Source organism: Streptomyces sp. NPDC015661 (assembly GCF_043077765.1).
Classification (GTDB): domain Bacteria; phylum Actinomycetota; class Actinomycetes; order Streptomycetales; family Streptomycetaceae; genus Streptomyces.
The window spans coordinates 104,798-129,714 of the sequence record NZ_JBIBST010000004.1 but is presented as its reverse complement, the minus strand read 5'-3'; the positions used below and the strand labels follow the sequence as shown (position 1 = coordinate 129,714).

Here is a 24,917-nt window from a genome sequence, read left to right as displayed (position 1 = left end):
CGGGCGGGCCCACGGAGCCTATCCGCGCGCCCGCCCGTCAGGACGCAGCCGACCGTCAGAGGGTTCCTTCGAGGGCCTTGCGCTGGATCTCCGCCAGTTCGGCGCAGCCGCCGGAGGCCAGGTCGAGGAGGGCGTTGAGCTCCTTGCGGTCGAAGGGCTCGGCCTCGGCGGTGCCCTGGACCTCGACGAAGCGGCCGTCGCCGGTGCAGACGACGTTCATGTCGGTGTCGGCGCGGACGTCCTCCTCGTAACAGAGGTCGAGGAGGGGGACGCCGTCGACGATGCCGACGGAGACGGCGGCGATGGTGCCGGTGAGGGGCTTGCGGCCGGCCTTCACCAGCTTCTTGCCCTGGGCCCAGGCCACCGCGTCCGCCAGTGCCACGTACGCACCGGTGATGGCCGCGGTCCGCGTCCCGCCGTCGGCCTGGAGGACGTCGCAGTCGAGGACGACGGTGTTCTCGCCGAGGGCCTTGTAGTCGATGACGGCGCGCAGGGAGCGGCCGATGAGGCGGGAGATCTCGTGGGTGCGGCCGCCGATCTTGCCGCGGACGGATTCGCGGTCGCCGCGGGTGTTGGTGGCGCGCGGGAGCATGGAGTACTCACCGGTGACCCAGCCCTCGCCGCTGCCCTTGCGCCAGCGCGGGACGCCTTCGGTGACGGAGGCGGTGCAGAAGACCTTGGTGTCGCCGAAGGAGATGAGGACGGAGCCCTCGGCGTGCTTGCTCCAGCCGCGTTCGATGGTGACGGGGCGGAGCTGTTCGGGGGTACGGCCGTCGATGCGAGACATGGGACGAGCCTATCGGGATGTGCCGGGCATGACGGAGGGCCCGCTTCCCCGCCGGCGCCGGGCATGAGGGGAGGCCCGCTCCCTGCCGGCGCCGGCCATGAGGGAAGGCCCGCATCCCCGCCGGCGCCGGGCATGACGGAGGGCCCGCTCCCCGCCGGCGTCGGCCATGAGGGAAGGCCCGCTCCCCGTCAGCTCCGGGCATGACGGAGGGCCCGCTCCCCTGCCGGCGCCGGGCATGACGGAGGGCCCGTTCCCCTGCCGGAACGGGCCCTCGTCGATGCGCGCCAGTGGCTCAGAGCCGGTGACTCACATCAGGTCTTCGATCTCCGCGGCGATCGGGTCGGCGTCGGTACCGATGACGACCTGGATGGCGGTACCCATCTTCACGACGCCGTGGGCGCCGGCGGCCTTCAGGGCGGCCTCGTCGACGAGGGCGGGGTCCACGACCTCGGTGCGCAGGCGGGTGATGCAGCCTTCGACCTCTTCGATGTTGTCGATGCCGCCGAGCCCGGCGACGATCTTCTCAGCCTTGCTGGCCATGTGTTTCTCCCTGTCCGTTCTGCGTACCGACGGTCCGCGTTGTCACGGTAACCCACGGTTGGCCCAACTTCGCGAGCGAGTGCGGCCGTTCTGCCGAATGATGACGATCACCGGCGGCCTGTCCCCAGCGGGCTCCCGGGAGCCTATCGCAACTGGTCTACACCAGTCTGCAACGAGATGCGGACCCGGCTTGTTCCGGGGAGGGAGGACGCCGATGAGTGCCGACAGGGCTGCGGCCGCACCCACACCCAAGAAGTCCCTGTCCTGGGGCGGCCTCTTCCAGGGCCTCCAGAAGATGGGCCGCAGCCTCCAGCTCCCCATCGCCGTCCTCCCGGCCGCCGGCATCATCAACCGGCTCGGACAGCCGGACGTCTTCGGTGCCGAGGGTCTGGGCTGGGACAACGTCGCGAAGGTGATGGCGGGCGCGGGCGGTGCGCTGCTCGACGGCAGTCTCGGCCTTCCCCTGCTGTTCTGCATCGGTGTCGCGATCGGCATGGCCAAGAAGGCGGACGGTTCGACCGCACTGGCGGCCGTGGTCGGCTTCCTCGTCTACTACAACGTGCTGCGCCAGTTCCCGAAGGACTGCCCGTCGGGCACGGTGGACGTCAACGGCGGCTGCCTCTCGCCCGAGCAGGTCTTCAGCGGGTACACGTACCAGAACCCCGGTGTCTTCGGCGGCATCGTCATGGGTCTGATGGCGGCCTGGTTCTGGCAGCGGTACCACCGGACGAAGCTGGTCGACTGGCTGGGCTTCTTCAACGGCCGCCGGCTCGTGCCGATCATCATGACGTTCGTGGCGATCGCGTTCGCCTCGATCTGCCTGTGGGTCTGGCCGCCGATCGGCGACGGCCTGGAGAACTTCAGCGACTGGCTGGTCGGACTCGGCGCCTGGGGTTCGGGCATCTTCGGCCTCGCGAACCGCGCGCTCCTCGTCATCGGCCTGCACCAGTTCCTGAACGTGCCCATCTGGTTCCAGTTCGGCACGTACACGAAGCCGGACGGCACGGTGGTCCACGGCGACATCCCGATGTTCCTCGCGGGCGACCCGGACGCCGGTCAGTTCCTGACCGGCTTCTTCCCGATCATGATGTTCGCCCTGCCGGCGGCCGCGCTCGCGATCACCCACTCCGCGAAGCCGCACCGCCGCAAGGCGGTCGGCGGCATGATGCTCTCGGTCGCCCTGACCTCGTTCGTCACGGGCATCACCGAGCCGATCGAGTACTCGTTCCTTTTCGTCGCGCCGCTGCTCTACGTGATCCACGCGCTCCTGACCGGTGTCTCGATGGCGCTGACCTGGGCGCTCGGCGTGAAGGACGGCTTCAGCTTCTCGGCCGGCCTGATCGACTACGTGATCAACTGGAACCTCGCGACGAAACCGTGGCTGATCATTCCGATCGGGCTCGGGTTCGCGGTCGTGTACTACGCGATCTTCCGGTTCGCGATCACCAAGTTCAACCTCCAGACGCCCGGCCGCGAGCCGGACGAGATCGAGGAGGAGATCGAGCGCGACAACGTCAAGTAGCCCCGCGATCACGCGCTGAAGCCCGCCCCGTTTTCGGGGCTTTCGACCCCCTCGTAAGGCCCGTCAAAGGCCCCCGGACCTGACCGTCCGGGGGCCTTTTGTCGTGCATCTCCGGCTATGGCTGAGTACACAAAATTCGCAGGTTCCTTATCTAAGTCTCACGTGCTACAACTGGTCTACACCACTCATTGGTGTAGACCACGCGGTCCAGACCACCGCGTTCCACGAGACGTCGCCTCCCCCCGTGTTCACTGTCATGGCGGCGCCTTGCCTTACTGGAGGAAGTTGATGAGTACGGCCACCGCCCAGGCCGCCGCTCCCGCGAAGAAGCGCGGATCCGGCCTGTTCCAGGGCCTGCAGAAGGTCGGTCGCAGCCTGCAGCTGCCGATCGCCGTGCTGCCGGCCGCGGGTATCTTGCTCCGTCTCGGCCAGCCTGACGTCTTCGGCAAGGACGGTCTCGGCTGGGACAAGGTCGCGTCGGTCTTCGCCACCGCCGGTGGCGCGGTCTTCGACAACCTGCCCCTGCTCTTCTGCATCGGCGTCGCCATCGGCTTCGCCAAGAAGGCGGACGGCTCCACCGCCCTGGCCGCGCTCGTCGGCTTCCTGGTCTACAGCAACGTGCTGAAGGCCTTCCCCATCACCGAGGCCGTCGTCAACACGACCGCCAACAAGGGTGTCGACGTCGCCGCGACGTACAACAACCCGGGCGTCCTCGGCGGCATCCTGATGGGTCTGCTCTCGGCCGTCCTGTGGCAGCGGTTCCACCGCACCAAGCTCGTCGACTGGCTCGGCTTCTTCAACGGCCGCCGTCTCGTCCCGATCATCATGGCCTTCGTCGGCACCGCCGTCGGCGTCGTCTTCGGCCTGGTCTGGGAGCCGATCGGTGAGGGCATCTCCAGCTTCGGCGAGTGGATGACCGGCCTGGGTGCCGGTGGCGCCGGTCTCTTCGGTCTCATCAACCGCGCGCTGATCCCGGTCGGCATGCACCAGTTCGTGAACACCGTCTCCTGGTTCCAGATCGGTGACTTCACCAACGCCGCCGGCGAGGTCGTCCACGGTGACCTCAACCGCTTCTTCGCCGGTGACCCGAGCGCCGGAATCTTCATGTCGGGCTTCTTCCCGATCATGATGTTCGGCCTCCCGGCCGCCGCGATCGCCATCGCCCACGCCGCCCGCCCCGAGCGCCGCAAGGCCGTCATGGGCATGATGGTCTCCCTCGCGCTGACCTCCTTCGTCACGGGTATCACCGAGCCGATCGAGTTCACGTTCATGTTCATCGCGCCGGTCCTGTACGCGATCCACGCGGTCCTGACCGCCGTCTCCATGGCCGTCACCTGGGCCTTCGGCGTCCACGCGGGCTTCACCTTCTCCGCGGGCGGCATCGACTACCTGCTCAACTGGAACCTCGCGACCAAGCCGTGGCTGATCATCCCGATCGGTCTCGTCTTCGCGGCGATCTACTACGTCGTCTTCCGCTTCGCGATCACCAAGTTCAACCTCCCCACCCCGGGCCGCGAGCCCGAGGAGGAGATCGAGGACCTCACCAAGGCGTGAGCCCCTCGCCCGTACCAAGGGGAAGGCCCCGGAACCTGGCTTCAGGTTCCGGGGCCTTCCCCGTTCTGCGGACGAGTTGTCCGTACGGGTCGTGCGTACGAGTCGTGCGTACGGGTCGTGCGTACGGGTCGTGCGTACGAGAACTCAGATCTCGTACACCGCTCCCGGCCGCGCCAGCTCCGACGGGCCCTTGTACACCTCACGCGCGTCCGCCAGGTTCCGCTCGCCGTCCGTCCACGGCGGGATGTGGGTGAGCACCAGGCGGCCCACCCCCGCCCGCGTCGCGTGCGCGCCGGCCTCCCGGCCGTTGAGGTGGAGGTCCGGGACGTCCTCCTTGCCGTGGGTGAAGGAGGCCTCGCAGAGGAAGAGGTCGGTGCCGTCGGCGAGGCCGTGCAGCGCGTCGCAGACCCCGGTGTCCCCGGAGTACGTGAGCGAACGGCCGCCGTGCTCGACCCGGATGCCGTACGCCTCGACCGGGTGGCACACCTTCTCCGTACGGACGGAGAACGGGCCGATCTCGAAGCTGCCGCCGGACTTCAGCGTGCGGAAGTCGAAGACCTCGCTCATCGAGGACGGCGAGGGCGTGTCCGCGTAGGCCGTGGTCAGGCGCTGCTCGGCGCCCTCGGGGGCGTACACGGGGATCGCGTCGCAGCGTCCGCCCTCGTGCCGGTAGTAGCGGGCGACGAAGTACCCGCACATGTCGATGCAGTGGTCCGCGTGCAGATGGCTGAGGAAGATCGCGTCGAGGTCGTACAGACCGATGTGTCGCTGCAGCTCGCCCAGGGCGCCGTTGCCCATGTCGAGGAGCAGCCGGAAGCCGTCGGCCTCGACGAGGTAGCTCGAACAGGCCGAGTCCGCGGACGGGAACGACCCCGAGCAGCCGACGACGGTGAGCTTCATGGAGCGTGAACCTCCGTGGACGGGTGCGGGAAACGCGCTGAGGGAGGGGAGGCTGTGCGGTCAGTCGAGCGTACGGCGCACCCGGGCCCGCCGCTCCTTCGTGGTGGCCCGTTGTGGGCGAACTCACGGGCTCTGTCACCGGTTCGGATGGATGGCGGGGCGCGGCGGCGGGGTGGGACGCGCACCGGTACCTTCTTGAGGTATGGACACGTCGTGGTGGCCCGCGCTGGTCGCGGTCGTGGTGATCGCGCTGGTGGTGGCGCTCGCCTGGGGGTCCCCCCGGACGAGGTCCGGGGGAGGGTGGAAGCGGTCGAAGCGTGGGCCCGCGGGCCGGACCCGGCCGCCGGCCCGTCCCGCGCCGCGCGGCCGGGTGCCGGAGCGGGTACCGAAGCGGGTGCCGCGGGCGGGTGAGATCTGGTGGGCCGACGTGCCGTACGAGGACGGGCCCGGGTCGAAGGACCGGCCGTGTCTGGTGCTCGTGGTACGGGGGGACAGCGCGCTCGTCGCCAAGATCACCAGCAAGTACCACGACGAGCGGCCGGGGGTCATCGCGCTGCCGCCGGGTTCGGTGGGTGACGCGCAGGGGCGGCCGAGCTTCCTGGAGACGGACGAGCTTCGGGACGTGCCGGTGTGGGAGTTCCGCCGGAGAGTGGGAATGGCGGACCCGGTCGTGTGGGACCAGGTCCGCCATCTCGCGCGGTAGCGCGGTGCGGGCTCTTCAGGTGCGGGTTCAGGCCCGGAAGCCTAGGCCCGGCAAGGGGCGCCGTCCCGTGTGCCCACCCTCCCCCAAGCTCTCGGCTCCGCTCGAGCAGGGGGGACCCCCATCGCCCTGCGGGACGCCTGCCCACACGGGGGTGGGGCGGGGCGATTGCCCGCGCCCGCTCCTACGCCCAGAGCTGGCCCTGGACCGCTTCGATCGCTTCCTCCGTCGTCTTGGCCGTGTAGAGGCCCGTCGAGAGGTACTTCCAGCCGCCGTCGGCCACCACGAAGGCGATGTCGGCGGTCTCGCCCGCCTTGAGGGCCTTGTTGCCGACGCCGATGGCCGCGTGGAGCGCGGCGCCGGTGGAGACGCCCGCGAAGATGCCCTCCTGCTGGAGGAGTTCGCGGGTGCGGGTGACCGCGTCGGCGGAGCCGACGGAGAAGCGGGTGGTGAGGACGGAGGCGTCGTACAGCTCGGGGACGAAGCCCTCGTCGAGGTTGCGCAGGCCGTAGACGAGGTCGTCGTAGCGCGGCTCGGCGGCGACGATCTTGACGTCGGGCTTGTGCTCGCGCAGGTAGCGGCCCACGCCCATCAGGGTCCCGGTGGTGCCGAGGCCGGCCACGAAGTGGGTGATGGAGGGGAGGTCGGCGAGGATCTCCGGGCCGGTGGTGGCGTAGTGCGCACCGGCGTTGTCGGGGTTGCCGTACTGGTAGAGCATCACCCAGGAGGGGTTCTCGGCGGAGAGCTCCTTGGCGACGCGTACCGCCGTGTTCGAGCCGCCGGCCGCGGGGGACGAGATGATCTCGGCGCCCCACATGGCGAGCAGCTGGCGGCGCTCCTGGCTGGTGTTCTCGGGCATGACGCAGACGATGCGGTAGCCCTTGAGCTTGGCGGCCATGGCGAGGGAGATGCCGGTGTTGCCGCTGGTCGGCTCCAGGATGGTGCAGCCGGGGGTGAGGCGGCCGTCCTTCTCCGCCTGCTCGATCATGTGGAGCGCGGGGCGGTCCTTGACCGAGCCGGTGGGGTTGCGGTCCTCCAGCTTCGCCCAGATGCGGACGTCGTCCGAGGGCGAGAGCCGGGGGAGGCGGACCAGCGGCGTGTTGCCGACGGCGGCCAGCGAGGAGTCGTAGCGCATGTGGATCAGACCATGCCGCCGGCGACGGCCGGCAGGATCGTGACGCTGTCGCCGTCGGTGAGCTTGGTGTCGATGCCGTCGAGGAAGCGGACGTCCTCGTCGTTGAGGTAGACGTTGACGAAGCGGCGGAGCTTGCCGTCGTCGACGATGCGGGCCTCGATCCCGTTGTGGCGGGTCTCCAGGTCGGCGAAGAGCTCGGCGAGGGTCGCGCCGCTGCCCGCGACGGCCTTCTCGCCGTCGGTGTAGGTGCGGAGGATGGTCGGGATGCGGACCTCGATGGCCATGGCGTGGGCTCCTGTCGGAAGTGGCGTGATGGGCGCGCTTCTGTGGCCCCGCGCGGAGGGGGTCGTACGGTGAGGGCGCTCGGCCGGTCGCTCAGAGCGCAGCGCGTGCGGTACAGCGTGAGGTACAGATCGCGCTGGCGAGGCGGCACAGGTCGACGTGCAGGCGTGCCACGAGCAGGGTGGTGCTCGGAGTCTCTTCGCTCACGTCGTGGGAAACCATGGGCTCATCGTATCGATTCCCGGTCCGGGTTTCGGAATGTGATCTCACATGCCGGATGGTTCCTGACCGACTGGCGGACTTCGGCGGGCAGACCGCCTGGTGGCGGGCGACCGTCCCGCGCGAGCGGAACGGTCGCCCCCGGTGGGTCTACTCGTACGCCTCGACGACCTTGACCTCTTCCTCGGTCACCACGCCCTCGACGATCGAGAAGGAGCGGAACTGGAAGGGGCCGGCGCCGTCGGCGTCGGCGGTGGAGACGAGGACGTAGTGGGCCTGCGGCTCGTTGGCGTACGAGATGTCCGTGCGGGACGGGTAGGCCTCGGTCGCGGTGTGCGAGTGGTAGACGATGACGGGCTCCTCGTCCCGGTCGTCCATGTCGCGGTAGAGCTTGAGCAGGTCCGAGGAGTCGAACTCGTAGAAGGTGGGCGAGCGGGCGGCGTTCAACATCGGGATGAACCGCTCGGGCCGGCCGCTGCCGACCGGGCCGGCGACGACGCCGCAGGCCTCGTCGGGGTGGTCCGCGCGGGAGTGCGCCACGATCTGGTCGTACAGGGCCCGGGTGATGGTCAGCATGCCGACAGGATAAGCAGACGGGCCGTTCCGTACCGGTGGATGGTACGGAACGGCCCGAATGGTGAGACCGAGCAGGTCAGGAGCGCTTGGCGAAGGCCGCGCCCTGCGGGTTGCGGGCCTTGAGGACCAGGTAGGAGACCGCGAGGATCAGGCCCCAGACCGGTGCGCCGTAGAGCGCGACGCGGTTGTCCTTGTCCATGCCCATCGTCACGATCACCATGCCGATGAAGGCGAGCGAGAAGACGCTGAACCAGATGCCGCCCGGGGCCTTGAAGGAGGACTGCGGCAGCTCGCCGCGGTCGGCCTTGACGCGGTAGCGGATCTGGCAGATCAGGATGACGATCCAGGCCCACATGCCGGAGATGGTGGCGAAGGAGACGACGTAGTTGAACGCCTCGCCGGGCCACTGGTAGTTGATCCAGACGCCGACCATCATGAGGGCGGCGGAGACGGTGGTGCCGACCAGCGGGGTGCCGGACTTCGTGAGCCTGGTGAAGACCTTCGGGCCCTGGCCGTTGAGCGCGAGGTCGCGCAGCATGCGGCCGGTGGAGTACATGCCCGAGTTGCAGGAGGACAGGGCCGCCGTCAGGACGACGAAGTTGACGATGGCGGCGCCGATGCCGAGGCCCATCCGCTCGAACGCCTCGACGAAGGGGCTGACGCCCGGCTTGAAGGCGGTCCACGGGACGACCGACAGGATCATGATCAGCGCGCCGACGTAGAAGACGGCGATGCGCCACGGCACGGTGTTGATCGCCTTCGGCAGGACCGTCTTCGGGTCCTTCGACTCGCCCGCCGTCACGCCGACGAGCTCCACCGCGAGGAAGGCGAACATGACCATCTGGAGGGTCATCAGGGTGGAGAAGATGCCGTCGTCACCGGCGAAGAAGCCGCCGAGGTCCCACAGGTGGGTGACGGAGGCGGTGGCACCGGCGTCGGAGAAGCCGAGGGTGAGGATGCCGGCGCAGATCAGGATCATGCCGACGATCGCGGTGACCTTGACCATGGAGAACCAGAACTCCAGCTCACCGAAGAGCTTCACGGAGATCAGGTTGGCGGCGTAGAGGATCACGGTGAAGACGAGGGCGGAGAGCCACTGTGGGATGTCCCACCAGTACGTCATGTAGGTCGCCGCTGCGGTGACCTCGGTGATGCCGGTGACGACCCAGAAGAGCCAGTACGTCCAGCCGGTCGCGAAGCCCGCGAACGGGCCGATGAACTCGCGGGCGTACTCGGAGAAGGAGCCCGACACCGGGCGGTACATGAGGAGCTCGCCGAGCGCCCGCATGATGAAGAAGATGACGAGGCCCGCGACCGCGTACGCGAGGATCAGGCTGGGTCCCGCGATGGAGATGCCCTTGCCCGCCCCGAGGAAGAGTCCGGTGCCGATGGCACCGCCGATCGCGATCATCTGGATCTGCCGGGCGCCGAGTGCCCGGTGGTAACCCTCGCCGGAGGCGGAGTCCGCGGCCTCATTGCCGTCGTGCTGCTTGTCGACCTGCACTGAGGTCATGGTGGTGCGCCTTTCTCCATGCTGATCCGCGCGACTGCGAGTGCGTCTGCTGCGGATCAGATCCTGATCCCCCCGGATGTGGATGGAGTGCTACCGGCGGTCAGCCGGCCCAAGCGCCCTCGGGAACAGGGGTGGCGTTGCCCGAGTGGTCGTGAAGATTTATCACGGGGCGGGGGGTGATCGACGGAGTTTTGTGTGGCGCACGCCACAAAAAAATACGGACAAAAGACATTCAAGATGACCAAGCGGACGCTCTGATAACGCATTCGTTATCCGGATTTGAGCGTCCGCTGAGCGAACAGGGCGTGAACGGCCGGCCGGTCAGACCATCAGGGTCGCGACGAGGGACTCCTGGAGCGCCCCCAGCCAGAGGTATGCCATCACCATCGGCTTGCGCGGATCGGAGTCCGGCAGCCGGTACAGCTGCTCGCTCTCCTCGTCGTCCGTGATCTCCAGACGGGTCCCGATGGTGAGCCGGAGGTCGTTGAGCGCGCCGAGCCAGGCCCGGGAGTCCTCCGGAGTGAGCTTCAGGACCGCGCCGCCCTCCCCCGCCGCCTCGGCGGACAGGGAGTCCAGGGCGCGGACGACCACGAGGGCGTCCTCGCGCTTGCGGGCGCGCAGGTCGTTCTCGGTGTAGCGGCGGAAGTCGGAGGCGGCCGCCCGCAGCTCCTCGCTGTCGTCCCCGTACGCGTCGGGGAAGAGGCGCCGGAGGGCGGGGTCGGACGGGGGCTCGCTCGGCCCCTCGGCGAAGAGCGCGGCCAGCGGGTCCGCGTCCGCGGCGGGCTCGTCGCCCGGCCCGATCAGCTCCATGAGCTGGACGGCGAGGGAGCGGAGGATGGAGATCTCGACGTCGTCGAGCGCGACGGCCGCGCCGCCGCCGGGAAGGGCTTCGAAGTTGCCGGCCATCAGAAGCGGTCCTGGGAGAGGGTCGCCCACAGGCCGTAGCCGTGCATCGCCTGCACGTCCCGTTCCATCTCCTCGCGGGTGCCGCTGGAGACCACCGCGCGGCCCTTGTTGTGCACGTCGAGCATCAGCTTGTGCGCCTTGTCCTTGGAGTATCCGAAGTACGACTGGAAGACGTACTCCACGTAGCTCATCAGGTTGACCGGATCGTTGTGCACGAGGGTCACCCAGGGCACGTCGGGTTCGACGACCGCGGAGACCTCCTCGGCCGATTCCGTACGTTCGATCTCAATAGGCGCGACGCTCACTCACACCATGTTGTCACCCCTGGGGGCCCGTCGCGCAAACGGGGCACCCGGAAGGACCCACTGTTCGGGGCCACTATTCGTCACTCTGACGATTTCTGCGCTAGCATCGCTGACATGAACGCTGCGGACCTTGGGCTGCCGGTGGACGTGCCGTCGACCGCGCTCTTCACCGATCAGTACGAGCTGACCATGCTCCAGGCGGCCCTGCGGGCCGGCACCGCCGACCGGCGCTCCGTCTTCGAGGTCTTCACCCGGAGGCTGCCCGAGGGGCGGCGCTACGGCGTCCTCGCGGGCATCGGCCGGGTCCTGGACGCCGTCGAGAACTTCCGCTTCGACCCCGCCGTCCTGGGCTTCCTCCGGGAACGCGCCATCGTCGACGAGCCGACCCTGGAATGGCTGGCCCGCTACCGCTTCTCCGGCGACATCTGGGGCTACCCCGAGGGCGAGGTGTACTTCCCCGGCTCCCCCGTGCTGCGCGTCGAGGGCTCCTTCGCGGAGTGCGTGCTCCTGGAGACCGTGATCCTCTCGATCCTCAACCACGACTCGGCCATCGCCGCCGCCGCCTCCCGCATGTCGGCCGCGGCCGGCGGGCGGCGCCTCATCGAGATGGGCGCCCGCCGCACCCACGAGCTGGCGGCCGTCGCCGCCTCACGGGCCGCCTACGTCGGCGGCTTCGAGGCCACCTCGGACCTCGCGGCCGGCTTCCGCTACGGCATCCCGACCGTCGGCACCTCCGCCCACGCCTTCACCCTGCTCCACGACAGCGAGCGGGACGCGTTCCGGGCCCAGGTGGAGACCCTCGGACGCGGCACGACCCTGCTCGTCGACACCTACGACGTGGCCGAGGCCGTCCGTACCGCCGTCGAGGTCGCCGGGCCCGAGCTCGGGGCCGTACGGATCGACTCCGGCGACCTGCTGCTCGTCGCGCACCGGGTGCGGGCGCAGCTCGACGAGCTGGGCGCCCGGGACACGAAGATCGTGGTCACCTCGGACCTCGACGAGTACGCCATCGCCTCGCTCGCGGCGGCCCCGGTCGACGCGTACGGGGTGGGCACGCAGCTGGTCACCGGCAGCGGCCACCCGACCTGCTCCATGGTCTACAAGCTGGTCGCCCGGGCCGCCTCTGCCGACCCGAAGGCGCCCCTGGTGCCGGTCGCCAAGAAGTCGCTCGGCGGCAAGGCCTCGGTCGGCGGCCGCAAGTGGGCGGCCCGCCGGCCCGACGCGGACGGGGTCGCCGAGGCGGAGGTCGTGGGCACCGGCCCGGTCCCGCCGGAGCTCGCCGGTCACCAGCTGCTCGTCGAGCTGGTCAAGGGCGGCGACGTGGTGGCCCGGGAGCCGCTGGAGGCCGCCAGGGCGCGGCACATCGCGGCCCGCGCGGGGCTGCCGATGTCCGCGATCCAGCTGTCGCGGGGCGAGCCGGTCCTGCCGACGGAGTACGCGTAGCCGTCCATGTAGCAGTCCTCGGGGCCGCCCCCTCCCGAACGGAGGGGGAAGTCTCTAGGCTCGAACCCTCCCTTCCGACGCGCTAAGGACACCCGCCATGCACCGCGCATTGATCGTTGTGGACGTTCAGAACGACTTCTGCGAGGGCGGCAGCCTCGCGGTGACCGGTGGTGCGGACGTCGCCGCCGCCATCACCGACCTGGTCGGCCAGACGGCGGGCACCTCCTACCGGCACGTCGTCGCCACCCGCGACCACCACGTCGACCCGGGCGAGCACTTCGCCCCGGCCGGGGAGCAGCCGGACTACGTGTCCTCCTGGCCGGTGCACTGCGTGGCCGGCACGGAGGGCGTCGGCTTCCACCCGAACTTCGCGCCCGCCGTCGCCAGCGGGGCGATCGACGCCGTCTTCGACAAGGGCGCGTACGCCGCGGCGTACAGCGGCTTCGAGGGGTTCGACGAGAACGGTCTGACGCTCGCGCAGTGGCTGCGCGAGCGGGACGTCACCGAGGTCGACGTGGTCGGCATCGCCACCGACCACTGCGTCAGGGCCACGGCCCTGGACGCGGCCCGGGAGGGCTTCCGGACCCATGTCCTGCTCGACCTCACGGCCGGTGTGGCCAAGGAGACCACGGACCGGGCGCTGGAGGAGCTCCGGACGGCGGGCGTGGAGCTGACGGGCAAGCCCGTGGTCGCCTAGGCCCTGATCCGCCGGACGGGCCCTGGGCGGCGGGGCGCCGCGGGCCCGGTCCGGCCGGCGGGACCCCCTACGCCGCCGGCTCCTTCGGGAGGGAGCGTACGGGGTGCCAGAGCTCCTGGGCGGCGCCCGGTGTGGATCTCCACAGCAGGCCGTCCGGGTGGTGCAGGACCGCGGTGATCTCGTCCGGGGTCGGCGGCTCGGAGTTGCCGCGGAGGTAGACCGCCCGGAGCCCCAGGTTCCGCAGCCGGGTCAGGGCGCGGGCGCGGTTGGCGGCGTGGACGAGGAAGCGGACGGTGGCGCCGTCGCGGGCCGGGCTGGGAAGCCCTATGGCGACGACCACACTGCCTCCCGGCAGCTTGCAGAACCCTCCGTTGGGCATGCGGAACCACTCCCCCGTGGATCAGATGTCAATAAGAACTGCGTCAGACGCACCTAAACACGATCGGCCGCCGCCCGCTAGAGGGCGACGGCCGATCATGATCTGACCTGCGGTTTTACCAATTACTTGGTCGAGGGACCGACCTGAACCGTGATCGTCTGGCCATCCTTCGGCTCCTTGACGACCTGGATCTTGGTGTTGGTGTCAGTTACCTGGACACCGGCGCGCGGGTTCTCGGCGAACCAGTAGACGCCCTTGCGGTCGTCGAAGGTCGGGTTGCCGGCCTGCGACGGGACCCACGTGGCGACGTCCTTGAGGTGCAGCTGGAAGCCGTCCGTGCGGGAGATGCTGAACGGCGAGTCGTAGGCCTGGATGCGGTTGCGCATCAGCGAGCCGTCGGACCACTTCAGCGGGCTCGGGTGCGCGTCGATCGGGAGGACCCGACCCACACCCGGGTGCTTGGAGGTGTTGTTGTCCTTCTGGGACAGGTCCCACTTCCAGATGAGCAGACCGTTCTGGTACGGGTAGTGCTCGACCCAGCCGGCCTTGTCACCCGTGAAACCGAAGTTGTACGGGCCGACCTTGAGGGTCTTGTCGTACGAGACGTACTGGCGGTTCTCCGCGATGTAGTACTGCTCGTACTCCTTCGTGAAGCCCTTGCCGACACGCGAGAAGCCCTTGGCGACCCAGCCGTTGTCACCGTTCTCGGCGCCGTCCGCGAAGACGGAGGCACCGTCCGCGGTCACCGCGATGGCGTCGGCCGTGAAGCCCTTGCCGCCCGCGCCGCCGTCCGTCTGGTAGCGGAAGCGGAGGTCGAACTTCTTGCCCGCGTAGGCGTCGAGGGAGTACGAGAGCTTCTTGTACGCGCCGGAGACGTCGGTCAGCGCCGGAGCGCCGCTCGCGTCGCGCGGCAGGGCCTTGCCGTCGGCGGTGCCGTCGAGGGCGGTCCAGTTGGCACCGCCGTCCGTGGACACCTCGGCGTAGAGGAAGTCGTAGTCCTTCTCGATGTCCCACCAGCCCTGGAGGTCCAGGGAGGCCGAGGACTTGCCCGTCAGGTCGACGGAGCGGGTGAGGGTGTTCTTGAGGTCGTCACCCATGTTGCTCCACCACTGGGTGGCACCCTCGGCGGGGGCCACGATGTCCGTGGTGACCTGCTTCTTCGGCAGCTCGACGACGAGCGCCTGCGGGTTCTTGGTGTTGTACTCCGAGACGCCCAGCTTGTGGGTGGTCTTGGTGGAGCGCTGCCAGTCGCTGACCTTGGCGTAGTTCAGCCAGCCGAGCTGGAGCTTGTCCCAGGCGGACATGTCGCCGGGCAGGTCTCCGATGGAGTCCTTGCCCTGGCCGAGCCAGGAACCGGACGACATGAGGGTCCAGAACCCCGTGGAGTTCTCGCCGCCCGAGGTGTCGTAGTGGTCCGGCAGACCGAGGTCGTGGCCGTACTCGTGGGCGAAGACGCCGAGGCCGCCGTTCTCCGGCTGCATCGTGTAGTCGCCGACCCACATGCCGGTGTCACCGATCGGGGCGCCGCCGGCCTTGTTGTTCGACGGGCCGGTCTTGCCCGCGTCGGTGCCGTAGGCGTACCAGCGGTGGGCCCACAGGGCGTTCTTGCCCTCGGCGCCGCCGCCGGCCGACTCGTCCTCGCCCGCGTGCACGAGCTGGAAGTGGTCGATGTAGCCGTCGGGCTCGTTGAAGTTGCCGTCGCCGTCGAAGTCGTAGCGGTCCCACTGGTCGTACTCGGCCAGCTGGGCCTTGATCTGGGCGTCGGTCTTGCCCTTGGCCTTCTGGTCGGCGACCCAGGCGGTGAGGCCGTCCCGGACGGTGTCCCAGACGTTGTTGCAGTTGTGGTCGCCGCACCAGTTCGAGCCGTAGCGGGCCTCGTTGTACGGGACCTTGACCCAGTCGGAGACGGTGCCGTCGACCGAGTACCGGCCGGACGAGGTCTTCTCGTAGAAGGTCTTCAGGGACTGCTTCGGCTTGCCGGCGGCGTCCTTGCCGGTGCCGAAGTAGAGGTCCTGGAAGTGCTGCTGGTTGTAATCCGCCTGCCAGGCCGTGGAGTTGTCGTTCGCACGGTCCGGCTGGGCTATCGCGTTGTGCAGCGGGCCGGGCTCGCCGCCGTACTTCGGCTTCAGCTCGGTCGTGTCGTCGTCGTCACGGTCGACCAGGGTGGTGTTGTCCACCTGGTCGCCGAACTCGACGAGGATCGTGAAGATCTTGTCGGTCTTCTCGCGGCCGAGCTCGACGTACTTCTTGTTGTCGAGCTTGACGACCTTGGAGCCACCCCGGTTCTGGACCGTGGCCTCGCCGTTCAGCACCTGCTCCAGGGCAGCCTTGCGCTGCTGCTCCTGCTGCTCGCTGTAGGGACCCGGCAGGTCGTGGTCGACCGTCGTCTTGTCGACGGTCTGGATGCCCGCGGCCGGCGCTACGTTGCCGTTGTTCTCGGCCCAGGCGGTGGTGAAGGTCGAGGCGGTGGCGGCGGTGGCCGCGAGCGCCACGACGACTGCGGACGCTCTGATCGCCCGTCGTCTGTTGGTCACTTGATGTTGTCCTCCCCGGCGCCCTCGCCCTCGGACCGAAGGTGGGGTGTCCGTCCGGCGGGGGTCGCGCGTCACAAGTGACGACATTCGACCGGAGTGGGGCGAGAAAAGACAGATCTTGACTTGCACGGGTCAACTGCACTATGCAGGACTGAGTTTCCGATAATCGAACATCCAGCGGGCGCGCGGTGAAGGAAGATTGACGGTTTCGTGCCCCCGTGCGCCCCCTGTGCAACAGCGCCGTGGGTAAGGTCACGCTTACCTGTCACACCGCCCGGGCATCCACCGTCGTAGAGTCGAACCGAAGTCTCGAGGGGCGGTACCCGTCATGCAGCGTCCGAACGCCGCACAGCTCACCTACGGTTCGGCCACCGTCGTCCTCGCGACCGTCGCCCTGCTGTTGCTCTCCGGTACGACGACGACCCTGGGCATCGCGGTGATCTGCACCGCCGGCCTGCTGCTCGGCGCCCTCGTGGCGGTGACGATGCCGGTGCGCGAGCGGCCCGTCAATACCCCGGCGAACGAAGAGATCCGGGTGCCCGCCCAGCGCGTGGGCGCGGGGGCCGATACCCGGATCGGTTCGTGACGCTTCGTCCGTATTGCCGAGGACGCCTCATGAGGAAGCCTCACTGAGGACGCCTCACTGAGGACGCCTCACTGGGGGACGCCTCACTGGGGGGACGCCTCACTGGGGGACGCTCACCACCACTGTCTTCGCCGCCTTGTCGTGCAGACCCTGCTTGTACGGCTTGTCGACCATGATCAGGATCAGCAGCAGCAGCGGCCACAGGCAGGCGCAGCAGATCAGCGCGGGCAGCCAGAGCACGACGGCCCGCAGCAGCGACTGGCTCATGGGGGGCGTCGTGCCGTCGTTGAGCATCGCGACCCGCAGCTTCATCAGCCTCTTGCCGAGCGTCTGGCCGTTCTTGGCCGTCAGCACGGTGTCGTACGCCACGTAGGCGACGATCGTGATGAGCTGGAAGACCAGTTGGCTGCCGCCGTTGAGGCTGTTGACCGTGTTGTCGAAGCCGTCGCCGTTCCGGGTCGCCCGGTCGTAGATGTCGAACGGGATGCCGATGATCGCCAGCGGCACCGCGATGATCACCCAGTCGACGAGCCGCGCGAGGACCCGCCGTCCGGTCTCCGCGAGCGGCGGCATCCCGGAGAGCGGATCGGTCCCTCCGTAACCACCGCCGTAACCGCCGTACGGGGGCGGGGGCGGGGGCAGGTTGTCGTACGGAGAGCCGTACGGGGATCCGTACGGGCTCCCCGTAGGCCCACCCGGGGGCGGGCCTCCCGGGGGCGGGCCTCCCGGGGGCGGCTCCGACGGCGGCGGCCCTTCCGGGGGCGGCTCCGACGGCGGCGGCCCTTCCGGCGGCGGCTCCGGGGGCCTCTTGCTGAACGGGTCGTCCTCGGGCGGCTGGCCGGGCGGCGGCTGGTCGGTGCTCATGGGGGCAGTGCATCCCGGCCGTGACGGCCCCGCAAGGAATCACCGCCCGTTCGGGGGACGACGCGCCCCCGGCACTCCCCAGGGACTCCCCGCGGACTCCCCCGCCGCTCCCCGACGCTCCCCGACGCTCCCTCAGCGCGCGACGAACGTACGGGCCGCCTTGTCGTGCCAGCACTGCCGCCAGGGGCGGTCGAAGAGGCACCACAGGACATTGAGGACACCGACGGCCAGGAGCCCCAGGACGCTGTAGACGAGCCACCGGCGGAGCGCCTTGCCGAAGGTCGGCGGCTCGTGCGCCTCGATGTCCCGCACCTCGATCCCGCACAGCTTCTTGCCCAGCGTGCGGCCCCACTTGGCGGTGGGCAGCGCCTCGTACAGGACGCCGATGACGAACAGCGAGGCGAGCGCGATGCCGAACTGGACGGAGGTCGTCGCGTCGAGCAGCCAGACCTGGACGGTGGTGCCGGACTGCCGGGCCGCCTCGATCTTGCCCTCGATGTGGTCGACGGCCGCCGTCACGAAGGGCACGGAGGCCGCGCCGACCAGCGCGCCCAGGACGACGCTGTCGATCAGCCGGGCGAGCAGGCGCCTGCCGAGCCCGGCGGGGCGCGCGGCGGCCTGAGCGCGTGCGGCCGCCTGGAACACGTCCTCGACGGGCGGCTTCCACGGGACGACGGGCTGCTGCTCCTGGGGCTGAGCCTGGGGCTGGGGCTGCTGGGCCCAGGAGGGCGTGGACTGTACGGGAGCGGGGGCGGAAGCCTGGACGGGCGCGGGGGCCGGGGTGGGAGCGGGGGCGGGCGCGGGGGCCGGGGTGGGAGCGGGGGCCGGGGCCGGCGCCGCGGCGGCCCCGGACTGCAGGGGCCGCGCCTTGGGCTGGGGCGTGGGCCGGGGTGTCGGGGAGGGCGTCGGGATCGGGGTGACGGGCATGCCGCCGAGGCGTGCCGCTCCCCCGGTGGCCCGGGGGTCCGCGACCGGGGCCCGCGTCTCTTCCGGCTCGCTCCCGCCGGCGACCGGCCACTCGGCCGGGGTGCGCGGGTCGGGCGTCCGGGGCGCGGCGCCCCAGGAGACCTTCTGGTCGAGGTCGCCGCCGAAGCCGGTCTGGCGGAAGGCGTCCGCCTGCCAGGCCGACGCGGGCTCGGGCGCGAGCGGTTCCTCGTCGAGGAACATTGGCCCGGTCTCCTCCACCGTGGGTACGGGGGCGGGTGCGGGGGCCTGCGCCTGGGCGGGCACGTGCGGGGCGGCCTGAGCGGGCGCGGCGGCCTGGACGGGTGCGGCGGCCTGAACGGGCGCGGCGGGCTGCGCCGGTGCCGGGGACTGTGCCTGTGCCGGCTCGGCGGACCGCGCCGGTGCGGCCACCGGGGCCGGGGCGGGGGCCGGGCTGGAGGCGAGGATCGGGCCGGCCGGGATCGCCGAGGCGGGCGGACCGGACGGAACCTCGCCGTCCGCGGGGGCGGGCCGGCTCGTGCCGGGCACCCACGCGCCCCCGTTCCAGTACCGGATGTATCCGGGAATGGACGGGTCCGGGTAGTACCCCGCCTGCGGAACCTCTCCGCCGCCTCCAGGAGGAGTAGCCACTGCCCCGACTCCGTTCAGTCACAACGCCTTTGATCCGCACGGCCGCGCGCCGGGCGTGCCGCGCCCAAGGAGGACAGTAACGAAGAACGTCCCCGAGGGGACAAGGAGCCCGCGAGAAAGCCCGCCTTCGGGGGGACACATACCGGAATCGATCACTCCCGGTGATGTTCGGGCCGGTGGATCCCGGCCACTCTCCGGCCCGCCGTCCCGGCCGCCGTCCCGCCTTCCGCCCCGCCTTCCGCCCCGCCTTCCGCCCCGCCTTCCGTCCCGCCTTCCGTCCCGCCCGAAGACCTACCGAAAAAACTTCCCGAAAAAACTTCCCGAAGTCGCGTAATGAACCGCAACCACCCCGCTCTCTCCAGGTGAAGGCCCGCACGGGGCCCGCCCGCGAGAAGGAGCAGGACCATGCAGAACACCGACAACACCACCGTCGAGCGCGAGCTGGAACTGAAGCTGGTGCTCTCCCCCGAGCGCTCCGTCCCCGTCCCCGCCCGGCTCGCCTACCGGACCGACGACCCGTACGCCGTCCACATGACCTTCCACGTCGGCACCGACCACCCGGTCAACTGGACCTTCGCGCGCGAGCTGCTCGTCGAGGGCGTCTTCCGGGCCTGCGGCCACGGGGACGTCCGCATCTGGCCCACGAAGGTCGACGGCCGCAGCGTCATCCTCATGGCGCTCTCCTCCCCCGACGGCGACGCGCTGCTCGAAGCCCCGTCCGCGCAGGTGTCCGCGTGGCTGGAGCGGACCCTGCGCGCCGTGCCGCCGGGCACCGAGTCCGAGCGGCTCGGCATCGACGCGGGGCTCGCGGAGATCCTGGCGACCACCGTGGTCACCGACGAGCTGTGGCTGCGCGACCCGTGGCCGTCGGACGAGTCCCAGGACGGCGAGCTGTGAACCCGGCTCGTTCAGAACAGCTTTCCGGGGTTGAGCAGCCCCAGCGGGTCGAAGGTGGCCTTGATGCCCCGCTGGAGTTCGAGACCGACCGGTCCCAGCTCCCGTGCCAGCCACTCCTTCTTGAGGACGCCCACGCCGTGCTCGCCGGTGATCGTGCCGCCGAGGGAGAGCCCGAGCGCCATGATCTCGTCGAAGGACTCCCGCGCCCGCCGCGACTCGTCCTCGTCGGTGTGGTCGAAGCAGACGACGGGATGGGTGTTGCCGTCGCCGGCGTGCGCGCATACGCCGATGGTCAGGTGGTACTTCTCCGCGATCGCCGCCGTGCCGTCGAGCATCTCGGCGAGCCGGGTCCGCGGCACGCACACGTCGTCGATCATCGTCGCGGACTTGATCGTCTCCAGGGCGGTGAGGGACAGCCGGCGCGCCTGGAGGAGGAGTTCGGACTCGGCGACGTCCGCGGCCGGGACGACCTCGGTGGCACCCGCCGCCGCGCACAGCTCCCCGACGGCGGCCAGGTCGGCGGCCGGGTCCGGGGTGTCGAAGGCGCACAGGAGCAGCGCCTCGGTGGTGTTGGGCAGACCCATGCGCGCCAGCTTGTTGACCGCCTGGACGGTGGTGCGGTCCATGAGTTCGAGCAGCGAAGGGGTATGGCCGCGCTCCATGATCGCGCATACGGCCTCGCAGGCGGCGGCCGCGGAGGGGAACTCGGCGGCGAGCGCGAGCTGCGCCGGGGGCTGCGGCTTGAGCGCGAGGACGGCCCCGACGACGATGCCGAGACTGCCCTCGGAGCCGACGAAGAGCCGGGTCAGGTCGTATCCGGCGACGCCCTTGGCGGTGCGCCGGCCGGTGCGCAGAAGCCGCCCGTCGGCGAGGACGACATCGAGACCGAGCACATACTCGGCGGTGACCCCGTACTTGACGCAGCACAGGCCTCCGGAGGCGGTGCCGATGTTCCCGCCGATGGTGCAGGTCTCCCAGCTGGAGGGGTCCGGCGGGTAGTACAGGCCGTGTTCGGCGACTGCGCGGGACAGCACGGCGTTGACGACGCCCGGTTCGACGACGGCGATCCGGTCGACCGGGTTGATCTCCAGGATGCGGTCCATCTTGACGAGGGAGAGCACGATGCAGCCGTCGGAGGCGTTGGCGCCGCCTGACAGGCCCGTGCGGGCACCCTGCGGGACGACGGGGACGCGGAGTTCGGTCGCGGTGCGCAGAACGTGCTGGACCTCCTCGACGGTGCGCGGGAGCACGACGGCCGCGGGGGTGCCGGCCGCGCAGAAACTCGCCATGTCGCGCGCGTAGGAGGCGGTGACGTCCGGGTCGGTGAGGACCGTGTCGTCGGGGAGCCCGGCGCGCAGCCGCGCCACGAGGTCGTTCCGCTGAAGATCGTCCATGCGTCCAGCCTGGCACCCGCCGCCATCGGTGTGAACCCGCCGGAGCGGGCGCTTCGTGTGGTCTTCGTACAGGCGGACACGGGCGCACAGTGAGCGCCATGAAGACCGAGAACGTGTCGAGGACGGTCCTGGCGGCCGGGGTGGGCGCGGTGCTCGCGGCGACGGCGCTGCTGTACGTCCCCGAGTTCGCGGGGCAGGGCCCGCCTCCCCCGCCCGGGCCGGCGGAGCGGGCGGTGATCGCGGCCCACGCGGGCGCGCAGGCCTCGCTGCCGGACCTGGCCGCGCTGATCGCCGACCGGGAGAAGTGGCTGCGGGACCATCCCGACGACGAGGCGTCCTGGGCGGAGCTGGGCGCGGCGTACACGGAGCGGGGCGGCCGGCTCGGAGACGTGCGGGACTATCCGCGGGCCGAGCGGGCGCTGCGGCGCTCGCTCGCCGAACGGCCCGCCGCGAGCGGCAATCTGGAGGCCCAGCTGGGGGTCGGGGCGCTCGCGGGGGCGCGGGGCGACTGGAGGACGGCGAAGGAGTGGGGCGAGCGGGTGCGGAAGGCCGACCCGCGCCGCTGGCCCGCCTATCCGGTCCTGATCGACGCGTACAACGGGCTCGGGGAGTACAAGGCGGCCCAGAAGGCTATGGAGAGCCTGGAAGGGCTCCACGCGGGCGCGATGGTACGGGGCAGGGCCGCGCTGACCTACCGCGACCGGGGCTGGCGGGAGGACGCGGACGCGGCGGCCCTCGACGCGGTGGTCCTCGCGGAGACGGACGCGGAGAAGACGGCGGCCCTCGCGCGGCTCGGGGACCTGGCGTGGGAGCGGGGCGAGCCGGAGGAGGCGCTCGGGCAGTACGGGGCGGCGCTGCGGCTCGTACGGGACCACGGGCCCTCGCTCGCCGGCCGGGCCCGGGCCCTCGCGGCCCTCGGCCGCACCGAGGAGGCGCTGCCCGCCTGGCAGGCGGCCCTGGCCCGGCTGCCGCTGCCGGAGTACCTCCTGGAGGCGGGCGAACTGTACGAGTCGCTGGGCCGGGACGCGGAAGCGCGGGCGCTGTACGAGCGGCTGCGGGCGGGCTCGTGGGCGGGGGCGGAGGTGCCGCTCGGGCTCCTGGAGGCGGACCACGGCGACCCGGCGGCCGCGGCCGTCCGGATGCGTGCGGAGTGGGCGCGGGGCCACCGTTCGGTACGGGCGGCGGACGCGCTGGGCTGGGCGCTGTACCGCTCGGGCGCGACGAAGGAGGCGTTGGGGTACGCGAAACGGGCCACGGAGGAGGGGCTTCGCAGCGCGCTGTTCCTCTACCACCGGGGCGAGATCGAACGATCCCTGGACCAGCGGGGCCCGGCCCGGCGGCACCTGGAGGAGGCGCTGCGGATCAACCCGGAGTTCTCGCCGCTGCACGCGCGGCGGGCGGAATCGTCCCTGGCGGCGCTGGGCGAGCTCTCGGACGAACTCCCGGCGGAGCTGCGCGCGGAGGCTCTCGCGAGGCCCACGAAGGCGCCCCGGAGGTAGGCCGCGCCCCGGCCCAACCCCCGCGTGGGCCGGGACCCCAGCCCCATGCGGGCCCTACGCCCGGCTGGGCGGTGCGCCCGGCTGGGCGGTGCGCCCGCCCACCCCCGTGTGGGCAATCGTCCCGCAGGGCGATGGGGGTCCCCCCTGCTCGAGCGGAGCCGAGAGCTTGGGGGAGGGTGGGCACACGGGACGGCGCCCTTCAGCGGCGCCTCCGCGTTCCGCGCCTGGACCCGCACCAGCGGCGACGGCGCACCTGTGGTGCGGGTCAGGGCGCAGAAGCCTCTGGCGCCGGCAAGGGCGCCGTCCGTTGTGCCCACCCGTTCCGCCCCGGGCGGAACGCATGCCCACAACGGGGGCGGCGGGGCCGCGGCTACAGGTTGCCGCGCTTTTCCTGCTCGCGCTCGATCGCCTCGAACAGCGCCTTGAAGTTGCCCTTGCCGAAGCCCATCGACCCGTGCCGCTCGATCATCTCGAAGAAGACGGTCGGACGGTCCTGGACCGGCTTGGTGAAGATCTGCAGCAGGTAGCCGTCCTCGTCGCGGTCGACGAGGATCTTCAGCTCGCGCAGGGTCTCGACGGGAACCCGCGTCTCGCCCGCCCACTCGCCGAGCGTGTCGTAGTACGAGTCCGGGGTGTCCAGGAACTGCACGCCCGCCGCCCGCATCGACCGCACGGTCGCCACGATGTCGTTCGTGGCCAGCGCGATGTGCTGCACGCCCGCGCCGCCGTAGAACTCCAGGTACTCGTCGATCTGCGACTTCTTCTTCGCGATCGCGGGCTCGTTGATCGGGAACTTCACCTTGAGGGTGCCGTCCGCGACGACCTTCGACATGAGGGCGGAGTACTCGGTGGCGATGTCGTCGCCCACGAACTCCTTCATGTTCGTGAAGCCCATGACCTTGTTGTAGAAGCCGACCCAGTCGTTCATCTTGCCGAGCTCGACGTTGCCGACGCAGTGGTCGATGGCCTGGAAGGTGCGCTTGGCCGGCGGCTCGACGATCGGGTTCGCGGAGACGAAGCCCGGCAGGTACGGGCCGTCGTAGCCGGAGCGCTCGACGAGGGTGTGGCGGGTCTTGCCGTACGTGGCGATGGCGGCGAGGACGACGGTGCCGTTCTCGTCCTTCAGCTCGTACGGCTCGGTGATGCCGGTGGCGCCGTGCTCGACGGCGTAGGCGTACGCGGCGCGCGCGTCCGGCACCTCGATCGCCAGGTCGACGACGCCGTCGCCGTGCTCGGCGACGTGCTCGGCGAGGAAGCGGCCCCAGTCGGTCGCGACCTTGATGACGGAGGTGAACACGAAACGGGCGGAGCCGTTGGTGAGGACGTAACTGGCGGTCTCGCGGCTGCCGTTCTCCGGTCCGGAGTAGGCGACCAGCTTCATGCCGAAGGCCGTGGAGTAGTAGTGCGCGGCCTGCTTGGCGTTGCCGACGGCGAAGACGACCGCGTCCATTCCCTTGACCGGGAAGGGATCGGCCTTGCGCGCGGTGGAGGGGGTGTGATCGATGGTCTCAGTCATGGGAGCAGGGTCCCGCTGCTCCGCAAGGTGCGCAATAGTTCGCTGATCCACTGGTCAATGTGCCCAGCGACCGACGAGTATGGCCGTGCGACTTGTACATCCTGACCACGGGGAGGCCGCTGTGGCGATCGATCATTTGGACGGCCGGCTGATCGCGCTCCTCGCGCGCGAGCCGCGCATCGGGGTCCTGGAGGCCTCCCGGCGCCTGGGGGTGGCGCGCGGCACGGTGCAGGCCCGGCTCGACCGGCTCCAGGCGAGCGGGGTGATCCGCGGGTTCGGCCCGCAGGTGGACCCGGCGGCGCTCGGCTACCCGGTGACGGCCTTCGCGACGCTGGAGATCAAGCAGGGGCAGGGCGCGGACGTGCGGGGCCATCTGGCGACGGTGCCGGAGGTCCTGGAACTGCACACGACGACGGGCCACGGCGACATGCTCTGCCGTCTCGTCGCCCGCTCGAACGCGGACCTCCAGCGGGTGATCGACAAGGTGGTGGCCTTCGAGGGGATCGTGCGGGCGTCCACGGCGATCGTGATGGAGAACCCGGTGCCGCTGCGGATCATCCCGCTGGTGGAGCAGGCGGCGCAGGAGTAGCGAGA

At 70.5% G+C, this 24,917-nt stretch carries 25 protein-coding genes; 9 read left to right on the top strand and 16 right to left on the bottom strand.

The genetic code is table 11. The features are described from left to right. Positions 1–55 precede the first annotated feature (55 nt). Together rph and ACF07V_RS12490 are read right to left on the bottom strand one after the other, a co-directional pair. Positions 56–787 (bottom strand): ribonuclease PH, encoded by a 732-nt coding sequence (gene rph / locus ACF07V_RS12495; RefSeq protein WP_392153590.1) that lies wholly within the window; start codon positions 785–787, stop codon positions 56–58. A 306-nt stretch (positions 788–1,093) separates the two neighbouring features. Beyond that, positions 1,094–1,327 (bottom strand): glucose PTS transporter subunit EIIB, encoded by a 234-nt coding sequence (locus tag ACF07V_RS12490; protein ID WP_041129428.1) that lies wholly within the window; start codon positions 1,325–1,327, stop codon positions 1,094–1,096. A 214-nt stretch (positions 1,328–1,541) separates the two neighbouring features. On the opposite strand from ACF07V_RS12490, the gene ACF07V_RS12485 reads away from it, so the two are divergent. Next, entirely contained in the window at positions 1,542–2,849 is a 1,308-nt protein-coding gene (locus ACF07V_RS12485; RefSeq protein ID WP_392153588.1) for a PTS transporter subunit EIIC, read from the top strand. Between the two features lie 288 nt (positions 2,850–3,137). Then, a complete protein-coding gene (locus tag ACF07V_RS12480) occupies positions 3,138–4,403 on the top strand; it encodes a PTS transporter subunit EIIC (protein WP_189805268.1) in 1,266 nt (421 codons plus the stop codon). A gap of 144 nt (positions 4,404–4,547) precedes the next feature. On the opposite strand, the gene ACF07V_RS12475 is transcribed toward ACF07V_RS12480, so the two are convergent. Next, the gene (locus ACF07V_RS12475; protein ID WP_392153587.1) at positions 4,548–5,303 is read right to left on the bottom strand and encodes an MBL fold metallo-hydrolase; all 756 of its coding nucleotides are present in this window, start codon (positions 5,301–5,303) and stop codon (positions 4,548–4,550) included. A 202-nt stretch (positions 5,304–5,505) separates the two neighbouring features. Between ACF07V_RS12475 and ACF07V_RS12470 the strand changes: the two genes are divergently transcribed. Continuing rightward, complete coding sequence (locus tag ACF07V_RS12470) at positions 5,506–6,006, top strand: type II toxin-antitoxin system PemK/MazF family toxin (RefSeq protein WP_392153586.1); 501 nt, start codon at positions 5,506–5,508, stop codon at positions 6,004–6,006. Between the two features lie 181 nt (positions 6,007–6,187). Here the strand turns inward: ACF07V_RS12470 and ACF07V_RS12465 are convergent, their stop codons facing one another. The 7 genes from ACF07V_RS12465 to clpS form a co-directional block, all read right to left on the bottom strand. Then, a complete protein-coding gene (locus ACF07V_RS12465; protein WP_392153584.1) occupies positions 6,188–7,138 on the bottom strand; it encodes a PLP-dependent cysteine synthase family protein in 951 nt (316 codons plus the stop codon). Between the two features lie 5 nt (positions 7,139–7,143). Continuing rightward, a complete protein-coding gene (locus ACF07V_RS12460; protein WP_392153582.1) occupies positions 7,144–7,422 on the bottom strand; it encodes a MoaD/ThiS family protein in 279 nt (92 codons plus the stop codon). 91 nt (positions 7,423–7,513) lie between these two features. Continuing rightward, positions 7,514–7,642: a putative leader peptide gene (locus ACF07V_RS12455; RefSeq protein WP_312882985.1), complete on the bottom strand. Its 129-nt coding sequence runs from the start codon at positions 7,640–7,642 to the stop codon at positions 7,514–7,516. Between the two features lie 147 nt (positions 7,643–7,789). After that, on the bottom strand, positions 7,790–8,215 hold the full coding sequence (locus ACF07V_RS12450) for a Mov34/MPN/PAD-1 family protein (RefSeq protein ID WP_392153580.1): 426 nt from the start codon (positions 8,213–8,215) through the stop codon (positions 7,790–7,792). Positions 8,216–8,291: 76 nt separating this feature from the next. After that, complete coding sequence (locus ACF07V_RS12445) at positions 8,292–9,728, bottom strand: amino acid permease (protein WP_392153579.1); 1,437 nt, start codon at positions 9,726–9,728, stop codon at positions 8,292–8,294. 321 nt (positions 9,729–10,049) lie between these two features. Continuing rightward, positions 10,050–10,634 (bottom strand): DUF2017 domain-containing protein, encoded by a 585-nt coding sequence (locus ACF07V_RS12440; protein WP_392153577.1) that lies wholly within the window; start codon positions 10,632–10,634, stop codon positions 10,050–10,052. Next, positions 10,634–10,939: an ATP-dependent Clp protease adapter ClpS gene (gene clpS / locus ACF07V_RS12435; protein ID WP_041129438.1), complete on the bottom strand. Its 306-nt coding sequence runs from the start codon at positions 10,937–10,939 to the stop codon at positions 10,634–10,636. Before clpS ends, ACF07V_RS12440 begins: the two co-directional genes overlap by 1 nt. A gap of 114 nt (positions 10,940–11,053) precedes the next feature. Between clpS and ACF07V_RS12430 the strand changes: the two genes are divergently transcribed. Together ACF07V_RS12430 and ACF07V_RS12425 are read left to right on the top strand one after the other, a co-directional pair. Next, entirely contained in the window at positions 11,054–12,382 is a 1,329-nt protein-coding gene (locus ACF07V_RS12430; RefSeq protein ID WP_392153575.1) for a nicotinate phosphoribosyltransferase, read from the top strand. 97 nt (positions 12,383–12,479) lie between these two features. Beyond that, positions 12,480–13,079: an isochorismatase family protein gene (locus ACF07V_RS12425; RefSeq protein WP_392153574.1), complete on the top strand. Its 600-nt coding sequence runs from the start codon at positions 12,480–12,482 to the stop codon at positions 13,077–13,079. A 67-nt stretch (positions 13,080–13,146) separates the two neighbouring features. Here the strand turns inward: ACF07V_RS12425 and ACF07V_RS12420 are convergent, their stop codons facing one another. Both ACF07V_RS12420 and ACF07V_RS12415 read right to left on the bottom strand, forming a co-directional pair. Beyond that, positions 13,147–13,458 carry a hypothetical protein gene (locus tag ACF07V_RS12420; RefSeq protein ID WP_392153572.1) on the bottom strand — a complete coding sequence of 104 codons (312 nt, stop codon included), beginning with the start codon at positions 13,456–13,458 and terminating at the stop codon, positions 13,147–13,149. Between the two features lie 122 nt (positions 13,459–13,580). Beyond that, positions 13,581–15,992 carry an immune inhibitor A domain-containing protein gene (locus ACF07V_RS12415; protein ID WP_392153570.1) on the bottom strand — a complete coding sequence of 804 codons (2,412 nt, stop codon included), beginning with the start codon at positions 15,990–15,992 and terminating at the stop codon, positions 13,581–13,583. Positions 15,993–16,320: 328 nt separating this feature from the next. Between ACF07V_RS12415 and ACF07V_RS12410 the strand changes: the two genes are divergently transcribed. Further along, complete coding sequence (locus tag ACF07V_RS12410; RefSeq protein ID WP_392153568.1) at positions 16,321–16,578, top strand: hypothetical protein; 258 nt, start codon at positions 16,321–16,323, stop codon at positions 16,576–16,578. A 99-nt stretch (positions 16,579–16,677) separates the two neighbouring features. On the opposite strand, the gene ACF07V_RS12405 is transcribed toward ACF07V_RS12410, so the two are convergent. Together ACF07V_RS12405 and ACF07V_RS12400 are read right to left on the bottom strand one after the other, a co-directional pair. Then, entirely contained in the window at positions 16,678–17,442 is a 765-nt protein-coding gene (locus ACF07V_RS12405) for an RDD family protein (RefSeq protein WP_392153567.1), read from the bottom strand. 132 nt (positions 17,443–17,574) lie between these two features. Beyond that, positions 17,575–19,017, bottom strand: coding sequence for an RDD family protein (locus ACF07V_RS12400; protein ID WP_392153566.1), 1,443 nt, complete (start codon positions 19,015–19,017; stop codon positions 17,575–17,577). Between the two features lie 405 nt (positions 19,018–19,422). Between ACF07V_RS12400 and ACF07V_RS12395 the strand changes: the two genes are divergently transcribed. Beyond that, the gene (locus tag ACF07V_RS12395; protein ID WP_392153565.1) at positions 19,423–19,914 is read left to right on the top strand and encodes an SsgA family sporulation/cell division regulator; all 492 of its coding nucleotides are present in this window, start codon (positions 19,423–19,425) and stop codon (positions 19,912–19,914) included. Between the two features lie 11 nt (positions 19,915–19,925). Here the strand turns inward: ACF07V_RS12395 and ACF07V_RS12390 are convergent, their stop codons facing one another. Continuing rightward, positions 19,926–21,308 carry an FAD-binding oxidoreductase gene (locus tag ACF07V_RS12390; protein ID WP_392153564.1) on the bottom strand — a complete coding sequence of 461 codons (1,383 nt, stop codon included), beginning with the start codon at positions 21,306–21,308 and terminating at the stop codon, positions 19,926–19,928. 98 nt (positions 21,309–21,406) lie between these two features. Between ACF07V_RS12390 and ACF07V_RS12385 the strand changes: the two genes are divergently transcribed. Continuing rightward, positions 21,407–22,807, top strand: a complete 1,401-nt coding sequence (locus ACF07V_RS12385) for a hypothetical protein (RefSeq protein WP_392153563.1) — start codon at positions 21,407–21,409, stop codon at positions 22,805–22,807. Positions 22,808–23,177: 370 nt separating this feature from the next. Here ACF07V_RS12385 and hppD read toward each other — a convergent pair whose 3' ends face one another. Next, positions 23,178–24,323, bottom strand: a complete 1,146-nt coding sequence (gene hppD, locus ACF07V_RS12380; protein WP_392153561.1) for a 4-hydroxyphenylpyruvate dioxygenase — start codon at positions 24,321–24,323, stop codon at positions 23,178–23,180. Positions 24,324–24,444: 121 nt separating this feature from the next. Between hppD and ACF07V_RS12375 the strand changes: the two genes are divergently transcribed. After that, the gene (locus ACF07V_RS12375) at positions 24,445–24,912 is read left to right on the top strand and encodes an Lrp/AsnC family transcriptional regulator (RefSeq protein WP_123452764.1); all 468 of its coding nucleotides are present in this window, start codon (positions 24,445–24,447) and stop codon (positions 24,910–24,912) included. The last annotated feature ends 5 nt before the right edge of the window (positions 24,913–24,917 follow it).